This is a genomic window from Acetomicrobium hydrogeniformans ATCC BAA-1850, from assembly GCF_000160455.2.
GTDB classification, from domain to species: domain Bacteria; phylum Synergistota; class Synergistia; order Synergistales; family Acetomicrobiaceae; genus Acetomicrobium; species Acetomicrobium thermoterrenum.
On the sequence record NZ_ACJX03000001.1, the window covers coordinates 1,248,160 to 1,262,155 of the forward strand.

Annotated in this window: 17 protein-coding genes; all 17 read left to right on the top strand. The window is 44.4% G+C overall.

What is annotated here, in order from left to right; all coding sequences use genetic code 11:
* Positions 1 to 26: 26 nt before the first annotated feature.
* From HMPREF1705_RS06105 to HMPREF1705_RS06185, 17 genes are read left to right on the top strand one after another with little or no spacing between them, the layout of a single operon-like run.
* The gene (locus HMPREF1705_RS06105) at positions 27 to 263 is read left to right on the top strand and encodes a flagellar FlbD family protein (RefSeq protein WP_057940809.1); all 237 of its coding nucleotides are present in this window, start codon (positions 27 to 29) and stop codon (positions 261 to 263) included.
* Complete coding sequence (locus HMPREF1705_RS06110) at positions 250 to 1,029, top strand: motility protein A (protein WP_057940810.1); 780 nt, start codon at positions 250 to 252, stop codon at positions 1,027 to 1,029. Before HMPREF1705_RS06105 ends, HMPREF1705_RS06110 begins: the two co-directional genes overlap by 14 nt.
* Before the next feature lie 18 nt (positions 1,030 to 1,047).
* Positions 1,048 to 1,767: an OmpA/MotB family protein gene (locus tag HMPREF1705_RS06115; protein WP_057940811.1), complete on the top strand. Its 720-nt coding sequence runs from the start codon at positions 1,048 to 1,050 to the stop codon at positions 1,765 to 1,767.
* Between the two features lie 33 nt (positions 1,768 to 1,800).
* Positions 1,801 to 2,256: a flagellar basal body-associated FliL family protein gene (locus HMPREF1705_RS06120; RefSeq protein WP_057940812.1), complete on the top strand. Its 456-nt coding sequence runs from the start codon at positions 1,801 to 1,803 to the stop codon at positions 2,254 to 2,256.
* A gap of 14 nt (positions 2,257 to 2,270) precedes the next feature.
* Positions 2,271 to 3,299, top strand: coding sequence for a flagellar motor switch protein FliM (fliM, locus tag HMPREF1705_RS06125; protein WP_057940813.1), 1,029 nt, complete (start codon positions 2,271 to 2,273; stop codon positions 3,297 to 3,299).
* A complete protein-coding gene (gene fliN, locus HMPREF1705_RS06130) occupies positions 3,292 to 4,392 on the top strand; it encodes a flagellar motor switch protein FliN (protein ID WP_057940814.1) in 1,101 nt (366 codons plus the stop codon). The genes fliM and fliN overlap by 8 nt, the downstream gene beginning before the upstream one ends.
* Before the next feature lie 19 nt (positions 4,393 to 4,411).
* On the top strand, positions 4,412 to 4,774 hold the full coding sequence (locus HMPREF1705_RS06135) for a response regulator (RefSeq protein ID WP_071804899.1): 363 nt from the start codon (positions 4,412 to 4,414) through the stop codon (positions 4,772 to 4,774).
* A 26-nt stretch (positions 4,775 to 4,800) separates the two neighbouring features.
* Positions 4,801 to 5,178: a hypothetical protein gene (locus tag HMPREF1705_RS06140; RefSeq protein ID WP_242603552.1), complete on the top strand. Its 378-nt coding sequence runs from the start codon at positions 4,801 to 4,803 to the stop codon at positions 5,176 to 5,178.
* 33 nt (positions 5,179 to 5,211) lie between these two features.
* The gene (fliP, locus tag HMPREF1705_RS06145; RefSeq protein ID WP_040348597.1) at positions 5,212 to 5,943 is read left to right on the top strand and encodes a flagellar type III secretion system pore protein FliP; all 732 of its coding nucleotides are present in this window, start codon (positions 5,212 to 5,214) and stop codon (positions 5,941 to 5,943) included.
* Positions 5,944 to 5,956: 13 nt separating this feature from the next.
* Positions 5,957 to 6,217, top strand: coding sequence for a flagellar biosynthesis protein FliQ (gene fliQ / locus HMPREF1705_RS06150; RefSeq protein ID WP_040348213.1), 261 nt, complete (start codon positions 5,957 to 5,959; stop codon positions 6,215 to 6,217).
* Positions 6,214 to 6,993 carry a flagellar biosynthetic protein FliR gene (gene fliR / locus HMPREF1705_RS06155; RefSeq protein WP_009201672.1) on the top strand — a complete coding sequence of 260 codons (780 nt, stop codon included), beginning with the start codon at positions 6,214 to 6,216 and terminating at the stop codon, positions 6,991 to 6,993. Before fliQ ends, fliR begins: the two co-directional genes overlap by 4 nt.
* Positions 6,984 to 8,087 (top strand): flagellar biosynthesis protein FlhB, encoded by a 1,104-nt coding sequence (gene flhB, locus HMPREF1705_RS06160; RefSeq protein WP_009201671.1) that lies wholly within the window; start codon positions 6,984 to 6,986, stop codon positions 8,085 to 8,087. The genes fliR and flhB overlap by 10 nt, the downstream gene beginning before the upstream one ends.
* A 15-nt stretch (positions 8,088 to 8,102) precedes the next feature.
* Positions 8,103 to 10,175, top strand: a complete 2,073-nt coding sequence (flhA, locus tag HMPREF1705_RS06165) for a flagellar biosynthesis protein FlhA (RefSeq protein WP_009201670.1) — start codon at positions 8,103 to 8,105, stop codon at positions 10,173 to 10,175.
* Positions 10,172 to 11,359 carry a flagellar biosynthesis protein FlhF gene (locus tag HMPREF1705_RS06170; protein WP_083489961.1) on the top strand — a complete coding sequence of 396 codons (1,188 nt, stop codon included), beginning with the start codon at positions 10,172 to 10,174 and terminating at the stop codon, positions 11,357 to 11,359. The genes flhA and HMPREF1705_RS06170 overlap by 4 nt, the downstream gene beginning before the upstream one ends.
* Before the next feature lie 5 nt (positions 11,360 to 11,364).
* Complete coding sequence (locus HMPREF1705_RS06175; RefSeq protein WP_009201667.1) at positions 11,365 to 12,249, top strand: MinD/ParA family protein; 885 nt, start codon at positions 11,365 to 11,367, stop codon at positions 12,247 to 12,249.
* A gap of 6 nt (positions 12,250 to 12,255) precedes the next feature.
* Positions 12,256 to 12,939, top strand: coding sequence for a flagellar brake protein (locus HMPREF1705_RS06180; RefSeq protein ID WP_009201666.1), 684 nt, complete (start codon positions 12,256 to 12,258; stop codon positions 12,937 to 12,939).
* On the top strand, positions 12,914 to 13,981 hold the full coding sequence (locus tag HMPREF1705_RS06185; RefSeq protein WP_111089573.1) for a protein-glutamate methylesterase/protein-glutamine glutaminase: 1,068 nt from the start codon (positions 12,914 to 12,916) through the stop codon (positions 13,979 to 13,981). Before HMPREF1705_RS06180 ends, HMPREF1705_RS06185 begins: the two co-directional genes overlap by 26 nt.
* Positions 13,982 to 13,996 lie beyond the last annotated feature (15 nt).

Sequence of the window (13,996 nt, forward strand, 5' to 3'; positions counted from 1 at the left end):
CCTTTACCCGAAAGGTGTAATGAGATATGATTGAAGTTACTCGTCTCAGGGGTGCGAAATTTGTCATAAATGCCGATTTGATAGAAACTATCGAAACTACGCCCGATACCGTGATCACTCTCGTTAATGGACACAGATATGTGGTCGAGGAGTCTGCCGAAAAGATAATTGAATCGGTATTGAACTATAAACGTAGAATAAGAAAGGGCTGCACCTTTACTTTTAAGGAGGAAATCGGAGGGTCTGGCAGTGGATCTTGCTAGTTTTATCGGGATCGCCTTGGCCTGCATCATGGTAGCAGGAGGAATAGTTGCCGGTGGTGATGCCGGAGCCTTTATCAACCTGCCGTCGCTTTTGATAGTCGTTGGAGGTGCTTTGGGAGGGACAATTCTTTCTAACCCCTGGAAGCGCGTCTTGTCTTTGGGTCAAATTTTGAAGAAGGCATTTTTTTCCGAAAGTCCCGAGCTGATATCTATAGTCCAGACTATGGTGAGTTTTGCGGAAAAGGCAAGGCGTGAAGGACTTCTATCTCTTGAGGATGATGCAGAACAGCTGGACGACCCATTTATGAGAAAATCTATACAGCTGGTCGTAGATGGCACCGATCCAGAGCTGGTCAAATCCATACTCGATACCGAAATTGGGCTTCTCGAGGAGAGGCATGCGGGCAACAAATTCATGTTCGACACCTTTGCGGAACTGGCTCCCGCCTTCGGAATGCTTGGAACCTTGATAGGTTTGATACAAATGCTGGGGAGCCTCAACGACCCTGACGCTCTGGGGCCGGGGATGGCCGTGGCATTGATCACTACCTTTTATGGTTCTATGATGGCCAATATTTTTGGCATTCCCATCGCCCGAAAGTTGACCGTCAGAACTCAAGAGGAGGTCATGACGAGGGAAATGGTGGTGGAGGGGATATTGGCAATACAGGCCGGAGAGAACCCGAGACTGGTCGAAGAGAGATTAAAGGTCTTTTTGCCGCCCAAGTTTAGAGTAGCATTCGAGGAAAAGGAAGAATCACAATAAAGATAAGGTGTTGTTTTAATGGCACGCAAGAGAAAGAAGGATTTGCCACAATTGAGGGGCAATTGGCTAACGACATATGGAGATATGGTGACCTTACTTCTGATCTTCTTCGTCTTTTTGTACTCGTTTTCTACTATAGATGTGCAGAAGTTTCAAAAGATGATATATTCTTTCCAGGATGCCATAGGTGTCCTTCCGGGGGGTGTTACGACAATACCGGGCGAAGAGACGATGCAGGGTGCACAGCTTACAGGTCCGGGGCAGGAAATGACCCTGAACGCAGAGCAGGTGAAGAAAGTACACGAGATGATGGTACAATTGCTCGAGTCAGAAAATCTAATGAATGAGGTTACGGTAAGGGTGGAAGAAAGGGGAATCGTAATTTCAATAATAGACGGACTTTTGTTTCAAAGCGGGAGCGTAGAACTTATACCACCTGCCAGGCGTTTGATATACAAGATCGCTCAAATCATTAATGATCTTCCAAATCAGATATCGGTGGAGGGCCATACGGATAATGTTCCTCTCAACAGAGGTCCGTATAGGGATAATTGGGGTTTATCGGCTATGAGGGCGGCTGTCGTAGGATCCTATCTTGTAGAAGCTGGTATTGATCCCAAAAGGTTGAGGACAGTGGGGTATGGTCAGTCCAGGCCGTTAGTACCAAACGATACTGAGGAACATCGGCGTATCAACCGACGTGTAGATATAGTGATTTTAAATAATTTCAAAGAATGATCCTTTCAATTAATTGCGAGGTATTATATAATTATGGTGAAGCGTTTTTTAATTATTATAATAGTAGGATTAATCTGTCTTATACTTGGAGTTGGCGGTGGTATCCTTTTGGGTAATAAATTCTTCGGAAAACCGCAACCCCTTGATGGGAGCTATAAGGAAATTGCGAAGCCGGGAGCCATGTTGCAACTTGGTGACTTTACGGTAAATTTGGCAGATAAAGATCCTCATATAGTGCGTTTTAATTTGGTATTGGAATTATCAGATCCGGCTTTCCTTACTACGATTTCGGAGCAGGGTTGGATAAGCAGGATAAAAAACGAAATCATATTGACCTGTAAAAATAGATATTACGACGACCTTCGTACCGCTGATGGTGTTTTAGCATTAGCTCAGGATATATCCAAACGCCTAAATACAATTTTGCCCCCTGTGAAGGACAAGCTGCCTGTAAGAAATGTGCTTTTTCAAGAATTTATAATCCAGTAGTTGGTGGTGAAATTATGGGACCAGAGGTTCTTTCGCAGAGCGAGATAGATGCCTTGTTAAAAGCTCTTTCAAGCGGTACTGTCGATATTGCTGCTTTAACTAGCGAAGAAAAAGAGAGAGCAATAAAAGTTTATGATTTCAAGCGCCCCGATAAGTTCAATAAAGATCAGTTGCGAGCTATTCAGATGATACATGAGTTTTTTTCTCGCCAATTGACAACGGCATTTTCCTCTTTTGTGAGAACCATGGTTTCCGTGGAGGTTGCCTCAGTAGAACAGCTTTCATATGACGAATTTATAAAATCGCTAGTTCAACCTACTGTAATAGTCGTTATGGAAATGTATCCCTTAAGCAGCAATGCACTGTTGGAGATAAACCCCCGACTCGTCTTTGCCATTATAGACAGAATGTTGGGAGGAGTCGGCAAAACTACCTATAAAGCAAGGGAACTTACGGATATAGAAAGGACCGTAACGGAGCGGGTCGTTATGAGAATGTTGGAACTTCTCGAGGAAAGCTGGGCCACGATCGTCGATCTCAGGTTTAGGATACAAAACATGGAAAGCAACCCCTATTTCGCTCAAATTTGTCCTGCGTCAGATGTTGTTGTGGTCATTACGCTTCAAGTGAAAATTGGTGATGTTGATGGCTTCATAAACATCTGTATACCCTATTTTGCTATAGAACCAGTTATAGATCAACTTAGCTCTCAGCGATGGTTTGTTTCTACGGGCAGTCGAGAAGATGATGCTTCTCAAGAGCGAATCATAGAGAGATTGTCCAAAGTAAAAGTGCCAGTAACTGTAGAAATAGGACATGTTGATGTAACGCTAAAAGATATTTTGAAACTTCGTGTTGGTGATGTTATTAAGCTTGAAGAAACTTATTCGGAACCGGTAAAGGTCAGAGTGGGGGAAAGGGTCAAATTTTTGGGCCATGCTGGAATTTATAATAAAAAATACTCGGTTCAGATAATCAAAACCTTCATTTCGGAGAAGGGTAATGTCGAGCTGCAGCCCGAGGAGGAATTAATTTATGGCTGATGACCTGTTAAGCCAAGAAGAGATCGAAGCTCTTCTCAAAGGAATAGGAGGAGCCTCGAAGCAGGACGAGGATGAAGAGCTTAAGGAAATTGCCTCGTTATATGCGCAGGCCTTTTCAAATGTATTACAACTGCTTTCCGGCGGAGAAGTAAAGATAGATGTAAAGGAAAGCCGAGTTTGCGGACAAGCGGCTTTTGTAGAGGAACTTGAAAAATCAAGCTATCTGCTTTACGTAGTGGATTATGACGCCTTTGAAGGTTGGTCTCACGCCTTTGTGATGAGCGAAAGAACAGCCCTGCTTTTAGCCGACATTATGATGGGTGGCGACGGAGCCGAATTGCCCGACTCGATGAACGATTTGTATCTGAGTGCAGCTCAGGAGGGGTTGAGCCAGATTACTGGTGCTGCCATATCTGAGATGGTCAATTTGTTGGGCGGTAGGAGGATTGGGATTAAAAATACCTCCTGTTCTTTAAAAGTCGAAGGATGGCTTCCCTTTGAACTTCTTCCTTCGAGCGAGAATGTATGGGTTTTTAGCTTGAATGCGGAAATTAAAGATGTCGGCAATTTGAAACTGTGGAGTTTAATGCCCCAAAAGATTGTCCAGGTTTTATCGGATGAAATTAAAAAAAGAGTGGGGTCTCGAGAACAGCCACAAAAAAGATCGGAACAGGGTCCAAAAGAAACGGGATTGCCTGTATCTGCAAAGGTTTCTCAAGTGGCAAGAGAAACGTCGGGGCGTGTCGTTGGCGAAGAAGTGTCTGGAGCTGTCGAGGTGCGGCCTGCGGAATTTGTCCCCTTGGATAAACAAATTGTAGATCAGGATATGGACGGTCATAATTTTGACCTAATAGTGGATGTACCCGTGAGGATAACCGTGAGGTTGGGCCAAGCCGCGAAAACTATCGGTGAAATATTGAATTTAACGCCCGGTTCTGTGATAGAATTGGATAAAATGGCCGGCGACCCCGTAGACATTTTGGTCAACGGTAAGCTGATAGCTCGAGGCGAAGTTGTAGTTATCGATGAAAATTTCGGAGTTCGTATTACTGAGATAGTTAACCGCAGCGACAGGATTAAGTCATTATGGTGAAGATAAAGGGGGATTTTTCGTGCCAAAGGTACTCATAGTTGATGATGCTGCTTTTATGCGCATGATGCTCAAAGACATTTTAATGAAAAACGGGTATGAAATTGCAGGAGAAGTTTCAAATGGCGTTGAGGCGATAGCTGCTTATAAGGAAATGACACCCGATATTGTTACTATGGACATAACCATGCCCGAGATGGATGGAATAACTGCGGTGAAGGAAATAAAGAAGATCGATCCGAACGCCAAGATCGTGATGGTTAGCGCCATGGGGCAACAGGCGTTGGTGATAGAGGCCATAAAGGCCGGGGCTTTGGATTTCATCGTGAAACCCTTTCAACCGGACAGAGTGCTTGATGCTTTGAGCAAAGCTTTATCTCAATAATAAAATCTTTTGAGGAGAGGGTATCGTTGACTTTGACTTTTTTAAATAAGCGAGGTGTTGTCATATGCCTCGCTTTCTTGTTATGGACAGCTTGCGAAAAAGCATTTGCTTTCCAGAACGACAACCAATTTTCGTTTATTGCTTATTCAGTTAAAATAGTCTTGGCTTTAGCGTTACTCGCTGTAGCAGCGCTGTTATTTTACCGTTATGCTTCAAGGAGAGGATTGTTGAAAAGGTCCGATGAGCTTCAGCTGATAGCGTTTCTGCCCTTGGGAAACGATAAGGTATATCTAATTCGTTGCAAGGATCACGTAGTGGGACTTTTTGTTGGCAAGTCCGGAACAGCTCTTCTGGGAAAATGGAGTATCGAAGAGTGGGACCGACATAAATCACAACCCAGGTGAACCGCCGTGAGATCGAGGATTGCTTTGTTTTTTGTGTTTTTTTTTATTTTACTTTTGGCAAAGGGAGCTTTGGCTCAACCTGCCGATATACCATTCCCGACGCTGGACATTAACGTGAGGCCGGGGGACTCGCCTTCCGATGTTGCTCTTACGTTACAAATCATTGCCCTGATAACCATACTAAGCTTGGCTCCGGCTATTGTTTTAATGGTTACTAGTTTCACTAGAATTATAGTGGTATTGGGTTTCGTTCGCCAATCCATAGGTCTTCAGCAGTTGCCTCCAAACCAGGTGCTGGTTACTCTGGCTTTGTTTTTGACATTTTTTACCATGTCGCCCGTATGGCAAAAAATATATTCCGAATCAATAAATCCATATATGGCCGGCGAAATAGCAACACAAGAAGCATATGCAAAAGCCATAGGGCCCATAAGAGATTTCATGTTCTCCCAGGTAAAGGATGAGGAGCTTTCCCTGATGGTCTCTCTTTCTGATCTGCCCCAGCCGCAAAATCACGACGACGTTCCTACTAGGGTATTGATACCGGCTTTTATGATTGGAGAGCTTAAAAAAGCATTTCAGATGGGAATCCTTATCTTTATACCTTTTATAGTTGTCGATATGATTGTAGCAAGCGTTTTGCTAAGCATGGGCATGATCATGCTTCCGCCCATGTTGATATCTCTCCCATTTAAAGTCCTGCTTTTCGTAGTTGCCGACGGTTGGGACCTTGTGATATACAGCGTTGTCAGCAGTTTCAAGTGAAGGGTGAGTTAAATTGTCCGTAAGCGATGTTTTCCAACAAGCAATCTGGATTATTTTGATATCCAGCATGCCTGTTTTATTGGTAGCGATGGTTGTTGGGTTGGTCATAGGAATTTTACAGACCGCCACATCTATTCAGGAGCAGACCTTAGTATTTATACCTAAAATATTAGCGGTGTTTTTATTGTTATTTTTATTGGGACCCTGGATGTTTGGACATGTCGGGGAGTTTGCCAAGTATTTGTTTGGCAATCTGGCTAGCTTGGTGCCATGACATTTGAAAATAGCTTTGTTCAATATTTTACATTGATATTGCTTGTTTCCCTGAGGTTTCTGGGCATGACTATTGCTGCACCTTCCTTTGCACCGCCATCTTATCCGGTCCCAGTCAAGTTTATGTTCGCTCTTGTGCTTGCCTTGGCCCTTTCCCCCCTTTTGGAATATCCTCAGGGGTTGTTTCAGGGAAGCTTTATTGCTTTGATACTTGTCGGGCTTAGGGAGTTTTGTATAGGGCTAGGTATAGGTTTTTTTGCCTCTCTGCCCTTGTATGCCTTTCAACTGGCAGGAGGATTTTCGGGCATCAATATGGGTTTTGGAATGGTCAATATATTGGATCCCTTTTCCGAAACCCAGATTTCCCTGCTTGGTCAACTTAAGTTCATGTTGGCACTGTGGTTTTACTTTAAATGGAACGGTCATATTTTGCTTTTTAGGTGTCTCGTTCATAGTTTTAAGTTGCTTCCCTTTGGCATATGGGGTTGGTCATGGAGCAACGGTTCAATAACGGGCGAATGGCTGGTTGAACTTTTTTATCTTGCAATAAAAATTTCTCTGCCTTTTTTAGGAGCTATGTTGCTTGCCGACATCGGGCTTGGTTTTGTTGCAAGGACGGTGCCACAGATGAACGTGTTTGTTTTGGGCTTTTCGATAAAAATACTCCTCGGAATGTTGGTTTTGATGTTCATGGTACCATTGTTGGTGGATATTTTAAAAGTTGAAATCGAAAAAGCAATTGTGTTGGCCTTGGAAGGCGTGTACCTATGGCGATGATGGAATATCTCAAGTTTGATCTTCAGTTGTTTGCTGAAGAAAAGACGGAACCGGCGACTCCGAGAAGGAGAAGAAAGGCCCGAGAAGAAGGTCAAGTTGCCAAAAGCATGGATTTGGTGTCATCGGTAGCTATTTTAACAGGTGTCTTGCTGCTTTTTGCTATGGGTTTTTTTCTTTTTTCGACGCTGAAGCAATTCTTTGTTTGGGAGCTTTCCCATCTTTCCGATGACGTCAATTTCAGAGGCCAGTGGATATGGAGGGCAAGCGCCAGAGGTCTTGCCGTTTATCTGAAGACGTGGTTTCCCTTGGCAATCCTGTCCGCTTTGGGTGTAGTTTTAATCAGTTTTGCTCAGGTAGGTTTTTTGATAACTCCTAAGCCGCTGGTACCGAAATTGAACAGGTTAAATCCGGTCTCGGGTTTAAAAAAGGTCCTTTCTTTAAGGTCATTGGTCGAATTGATCAAGGGGTTGCTCAAGGCCACCCTTCTGGCAAGCGTTCTTTATTTTGGACTAAAGAAGAGTTTGGAGACCCTTCTTTTAACGATGCAAATGCCCCTTTCTGGCGGTTTGGGCATATTATCGAAGACTATTTTAAACTTATCCCTTAAAATGGCAATAGCTCTTTTTGCAATTGCGATATTTGACTATGCCTATCAAAAGTGGGAGTTTGAGAGATCCATAAAGATGAGCAGACAGGAGATCAAGGAGGAATTTAAACAGCTTGAGGGGGATCCCCAGTTGAAACGCAGAATTCGTCAAAGGCAGCGGGAGCTTGCCAGGCGCAGGATGATGGCAGAAGTTAAAAAAGCGGACGTCGTTATCACGAACCCCACCAGGATAGCTGTTGCGATCCTTTACGATAAAAAGATAATGGATGCGCCCGTTGTGATCGCTAAGGGGCTGGGGGTAGTAGCAGGCAAAATAAGAGAAGAGGCCATTAAATACGACATACCGTTGGTTCAAAGGCCGCCTTTGGCTTGGACGCTTTACAATAATGTCGAAATAGGCGAAAAGATACCTGAAGAACTGTACAAGGCAGTTGCCGAGATCCTTGTTTTCGTTTATAGGTTGAAGCATAAGATTGCAAACGTGTAATAGCAGGAGGATAGCATGGGAGCCGTAAGGGAAAGGACTTCGAAGGAGAGAGGAATATTTCGTTTTGCCGACATAACCATGGCTATTCTAGTAGTCATGATAATAGGTATGATGATAATTCCCATGCCTACAAAGCTTTTGGACGTCCTTTTGTCTTTGAATATAACCTTTGCCGTTGTCACTCTCCTTTCTACCTTTTACGTCAAGGAGGCTCTGGAAATAGCGGCTTTTCCCACTATATTACTGTTAGCCACCCTGTACCGGTTGGCTTTAAACGTTTCTACGACCCGACTTATACTTTTAAAGGGGTACGCAGGCGAAGTTATAACGGCCTTCGGCAACTTCGTCGTGGGGGGAAATTACGTTGTCGGCGCCGTGGTGTTCTTGATATTGGTAGTCATACAGTTCATAGTTATAACCAAAGGAGCGGAAAGGGTTGCGGAAGTTGCCGCAAGGTTTACCTTGGACGCAATGCCGGGGAAGCAGATGGCTATAGATGCCGATTTGAATTCCGGCCTGATAGATGAGAGCGAAGCCAGGCTAAGAAGGACTCGCATTCAGCGGGAAGCCGACTTTTACGGAGCCATGGATGGAGCGTCCAAATTTGTCAAAGGCGATGCCATAGCGGGGCTGATCATAACTGTTATTAATATCATTGGCGGTCTTACTATAGGCGTGTTTCAAAGAGGCTTAACGGCGGGACAGGCTTTGCAGGTTTATGCTCTGCTCACAGTGGGAGACGGATTGGTGGCCCAAATACCTGCTCTTGTTTTCTCTACCGCTACAGGTGTGATAGTAACGAGAGCAGCCAGCGAAACAAGTCTGGGAATAGATGTGATAAATTCGTTGACGTCCAATCACAGGCCTTTGTTGATCGGTGCGGGGCTTCTTTTTATGTTGGCTATTGTTCCCGGGCTTCCCTTTCTGCCCTTTGCAGTCATAGGTTCCCTATTGGGCTTCCTTGGGTATCGCATGATCAGAGAAAAGAAAATTGCAGCCGAAATGCCCAAAGAGGAAGCCCGGCGGGAGGCCAGGCCTCAGCAGGCTGGACCGGAAAACGTCTTGCCGCTCATGACGGTCGAACCGATGGAATTGGAAATAGGCTATGCCTTAATTCCTCTTGTCGATCCCTCTCAAGGCGGAGACATGCTTGAGAGGATAAGCACCATAAGAAGGCAAATGGCCCTGGAATCCGGCCTCATTGTCCCCCCTATAAGGATCAGGGACAACATCCAGCTTAAGCCCACAGAATACGTGATTAAGGTAAGGGGGGTCGAGGTATCTCGAGGGGAACTTATACCGGACCATTATCTTGCCATCAATACATCAGGAGTTGAAGAAGCTCTCGTAGGAATTCCCACCACTGATCCGGCTTTCGGACTTAAAGCCTTCTGGATATCACCTGAAATTAGGGATAAGGCCGAGGAAATGGGTTTTACCGTTGTCGATGCTCCCTCTGTCTTGGCAACCCATCTTTCCGAAATAATTAAGAAATATGGTGCCGATCTGCTATCGAGACAGGACGTTCAAAAATTAATCGATACTGTCAAGGAAGGCCATCCTGCTGCTGTCGAAGAGCTTTTGTCAGTGCTGTCTTTGGGGGATATTCAGAAGGTACTTCAAAACCTGCTTCGGGAGTCAATTCCCATAAGGGATTTGGTGACGATATTTGAGGCATTGGCGGATAACGGCCGTATTTCCAGGAGCGTTGATTTTTTGACTGAAAGGGTGAGGGAAGCTTTGTCGCGGCATATAACGCACAGGTTTAAAGGAGAGGACGGTCAAATTACCGCCATGACCCTTTCTCCGATCTGGGAGCAGAAGATAAGAGAAGCCCTGAAGGGTGATTTATCGCAGGGATGGCAGCTGCAGATGGACCCGAAGAGTTTAAATTCTCTCCTTTCCCAAGTCTCAAGGGCTATGGAAAAGATGGCCATGGAGGGCAGGATGCCCGTATTGCTAGTTCATCCGGATGTAAGGTTTATAGTTCGAAAGATCATCGAAGGCAAGCTCACAAACGTCCACGTGCTTGCCTATAGCGAGATAGAACCCGGCACAAAGGTGCGATCTTTGGGGACGGTGGAATGACGATGCGGGTTGTGAAACAAATTATTTATGAGGTCGATACAGAACAGGAGGCCTTTGAAAAGGCCAGGAAAAAACTCGGTCCGGAAGCAGTCGTTTTGTCTAGCGTGCCTATCAGGCGTGGTGGCTTTTTAGGGTTGTTCAAGAAGAAAAAATATATAGTTACAGCGGGAATTTTGGAAGAGGAAGAAAACATCCAAAGGCATGAAAGAGATGAACACGAACGCTTGATTGCTTTTCAAAAATTGCTCAGCGAGTTTTCAGGCGATGACAAAGACGTTGCTCCTGCAGCAAAAGAAAATACCGATGTGCTTGAGATATCGAATGAGGCATTAAACCTTTCACTTGAAGGGCATAAAGGAAAGGAAGTTAATTCATCTTTTCAAGAAAATATCATATTAAGCGCTCCAAATGAAATCGGAGAAAGACAAATATGCGAAACTCTTTTGCAAGTAGGATTCGATCCCCTTATGGCAATGGAAATAGCCTCTGAGTATTTGCGAAAGGGGAGAAACAAGAAACTAGATGATTTTTTAGCAGAATCCATCTCGGTCACGGGGAGCGATTTTATCTCAGCCCTTGGCGGCAAAAGGGCCATGTTTGTAGGTCCGACTGGTGTAGGCAAGACCACTACAATAGCGAAGCTGGCGGCAATCTTTGCCCTGTGGCATCAAAAAAAGGTATTGCTGCTCGGAGCAGATACTTATCGCATAGCGGCGGTGGAACAACTTCGTACCTATGCTAGTATCCTTGAAGTTCCCATGGAGGTAGTTTCAAACAAGGAGGAAATAGAGAAAGCGCTGGGGAAACATGATGCAGAAATTGTTTTGACAGACCTTCCGGGCAGGAACCAGAAAGATTTTGCAAGATTGCAAGAATATAGTAAAGTATACGAAGCTTTACGTCCCGATTGCGTTCATTTGCTTATCGCGGCAAATTCCTCTTACGAAACTATGGTTGATGTTGTGGAAAAACTCAAGATAGTGCCCTATAACGCAGTCATTTTTACGAAAGTTGACGAAACTACGTTCCTCAGCAATATCTTTAAGTTGATGAAAACCTATAATATTCCCCTCTCCTATATTACCACAGGCCAGGACGTTCCTAGCGATATAGAGATCGCCTCTCCTGCCCGTCTGGCAAGACTTGCTTTGCGTTTAGAGTCTATTGAAACGACCGAGGTTTAAGTGGCATGGGGAAAAAAGATCAGGCCTATCAGTTAAGGAGTTTAAAAAAGAGAATAGCCGGAGGCATAAAGACATATACAATAGCCAGCGGCAAGGGCGGTGTCGGCAAGACCAGCTTATCCGTAAATCTAGCTTTGACATTGGGTAAAATGGGTATCAGAACCATTATACTCGATGGCGATTTAGGTCTTGCTAACGTCGATGTGATGTTCGGCCTTTATCCCAAATATCACTTGGGATATGTCATAAAGGGAGATAAGAAACTTTCCGATATTTTGGTTTCAGTGCAGGAAAATGTATATATGTTGCCTGGCGGGACGGGCTTACAGGAAATGGCGGATCTGGATGCCAAGAGGCAGCTGAAACTAATAGAAGAATTGGCTTCTTTGGAAGAATACTGCGATGTTTTGTTGATAGATACTGGGGCAGGTGTGCATCGCTCAGTAGTAGTCTTTGCCATTGCTTCAGACTCATTGCTATTAGTGACATCCCCTGATCCGACCGCCATCAGGGATTGTTATGGATTACTTAAAGCAGTGTTAGGGAAATCTTCCACTCCTTCGGAACTGCACTTGGTGATCAATATGGTAAAATCTGATAAAGAGGCCAAGGAAGTTGCTTCAAGATTACAGCTTACTGCTAAAGATTTTTTGGGGATAGATATCAATATGGCGGGGTATATATTAAAAGATTTTCATGTAGAAGAAGCGATAAAGATGGGCATGCCCTTTGTTATCTCTCATCCCGATTGCGAGGCGTCCAAATGCGTTGCTTGGATTGCTAAAAATATCTTCAATCCCGAAGGAGTCGATAGCGTTTTGAATGCTCCCAGCGGAAGGGGGATAAAGGCTTTTTGCATGAGGCTGTTGAAGCAGTTTCAATTGAGGTGAGATATTGTGGACGAGAGGTCGTGGGCTGAGTTTTTCGAAAAAGTTATCAATACAAAAGTGGTAATCAAGGTCAAGTATGGTTTATACAAAGGCAGCTACCCATCTCGGATTGAGGACGTAAGAGATGGTGCAGTGGCAGTTTCGCATCCTTTTTTAAAAAACGGTCTTGTCCCATTGTATAAAGACACGATATTAGATCTGATCACATTTGAAAAACAGCCTCCGATGATCATTCAAATGAAAGTGTTGCGCAGAAGCATAAGTAACGGCATCCCTCTATTATGGCTTTTCCCTTCAGGTGAACCTGTGAAGATACAAAGGCGCAGATATGCCAGAGTAAGTTGTTACATGGAAATTGCTTTCTTTTCTCTCTCCCGAGAAAAGAAAGCCCCCTTTTCTGCCAGCTGGGAAGAGGCTCGCGGGTTGGATATAAGCTTGGGTGGCATTAGAATGAGAAGCAAGGTTAGGGAAGAGTCTCTCGAGGAAGGCGACAGGCTGTATTTGAGGTTTAATATGGATCCAAATGAGGAAATATATATGATATCGAATGTTGTGCGTGTCATAAGAGAAGGCGAATTTTTGGAATCGGGCTTACAGTTTGAGGGTTATCCAAGATTTACAGAAAGAAGGCTCATACAATTCATAAGAAGCAAGGAGCTCAGAAATGCAAAGGATGTCTTTCACGACTAGGCAAGTAAAAGTTTTAGTGGTGGATGGTTCTGCCTTTATGCGTAAAATTATTTCAGATATATTGGAAGAAGATCCAAAAATTAAAGTAATAGACCGAGCGCGTGACGGCAAAGAGGCTGTCGAGAAGATCCTCAAGTTGGATCCTGACGTGATCACTCTTGATGTAGAGATGCCCGGTATGGATGGCCTTGCGGCCTTAAAGGAGATAATGCGACTTAAACCAACACCGGTAGTAATGGTCAGCAGTCTCACTCGCAAGGGTGCCGATACGACCATGAAGGCCCTGGCTTTAGGGGCTGTCGATTTTGTGGCCAAGCCCTCGGGAGCCATATCTTTAGATATGAAAGATGTGGCACAGGAACTCAGGGAAAAAGTGTTAATAGCGGCATCTGCTTCTGTTGAAAAACTAATCGGGATTGCTCTGCCCACTAAGGAGCCCGTAAGGCCAATACAGATAAAAAGAAAAAACATTGAAGTGGTCGCAATTGCTGCTTCTACCGGGGGCCCTCGGGCCATTCAAGATATACTTGGAAACGTAAAAACGACCTCCATTGCACCTATTGTTATTGTACAACATATGCCAGCAGGATTTACCAAAAGTTTCGCCGAAAGGTTGAACGAAATTTCAATTTTGGAGGTATTGGAAGGATATGATAATTTGCAGCTTAAGCCCGGCATGGTCGTAATAGCTCCCGGAGGGAGTCATCTTATAGTAGAATATGATAGAGCAAAACAACTGATATGCCGACTTTCCGATATGCCCCCTTTACATTCCGTAAAACCGGCAGCTGATTTGTTGTTTTTAAGCGTGGCTGATATTGTTGGCGATACTTCGCTAGGGATTATTTTAACAGGAATGGGTCGAGATGGTGCTGAGGGTGCTAAGGCCATCAGACAAAGAGGGGGTTACGTAATTGCCGAGTCGAGCGATACCTGTGTAATATATGGTATGCCTAAGGTTGCAGTAGAGCAAGGAGCCGTAGATGAGGTTCTTCCTCTTCATGCCATTTCAATTCGTATTGAAGAGTTGGCAGCGAGGTAATAGATTTGCATTGAT

Bases quoted from the DNA above. Each gene is read 5' to 3' on its own strand.
- HMPREF1705_RS06105 (WP_057940809.1), top strand. From the start codon at position 27: ATGATTGAAGTTACTCGTCTCAGGGGTGCGAAATTTGTCATAAATGCC.
- HMPREF1705_RS06115 (WP_057940811.1), top strand. From the start codon at position 1,048: ATGGCACGCAAGAGAAAGAAGGATTTGCCACAATTGAGGGGCAATTGG.
- HMPREF1705_RS06120 (WP_057940812.1), top strand. From the start codon at position 1,801: ATGGTGAAGCGTTTTTTAATTATTATAATAGTAGGATTAATCTGTCTT.
- fliM (WP_057940813.1), top strand. From the start codon at position 2,271: ATGGGACCAGAGGTTCTTTCGCAGAGCGAGATAGATGCCTTGTTAAAA.
- fliN (WP_057940814.1), top strand. From the start codon at position 3,292: ATGGCTGATGACCTGTTAAGCCAAGAAGAGATCGAAGCTCTTCTCAAA.
- fliR (WP_009201672.1), top strand. From the start codon at position 6,214: ATGACATTTGAAAATAGCTTTGTTCAATATTTTACATTGATATTGCTT.
- flhB (WP_009201671.1), top strand. From the start codon at position 6,984: ATGGCGATGATGGAATATCTCAAGTTTGATCTTCAGTTGTTTGCTGAA.
- flhA (WP_009201670.1), top strand. From the start codon at position 8,103: ATGGGAGCCGTAAGGGAAAGGACTTCGAAGGAGAGAGGAATATTTCGT.
- HMPREF1705_RS06170 (WP_083489961.1), top strand. From the start codon at position 10,172: ATGACGATGCGGGTTGTGAAACAAATTATTTATGAGGTCGATACAGAA.
- HMPREF1705_RS06175 (WP_009201667.1), top strand. From the start codon at position 11,365: ATGGGGAAAAAAGATCAGGCCTATCAGTTAAGGAGTTTAAAAAAGAGA.
- HMPREF1705_RS06185 (WP_111089573.1), top strand. From the start codon at position 12,914: ATGCAAAGGATGTCTTTCACGACTAGGCAAGTAAAAGTTTTAGTGGTG.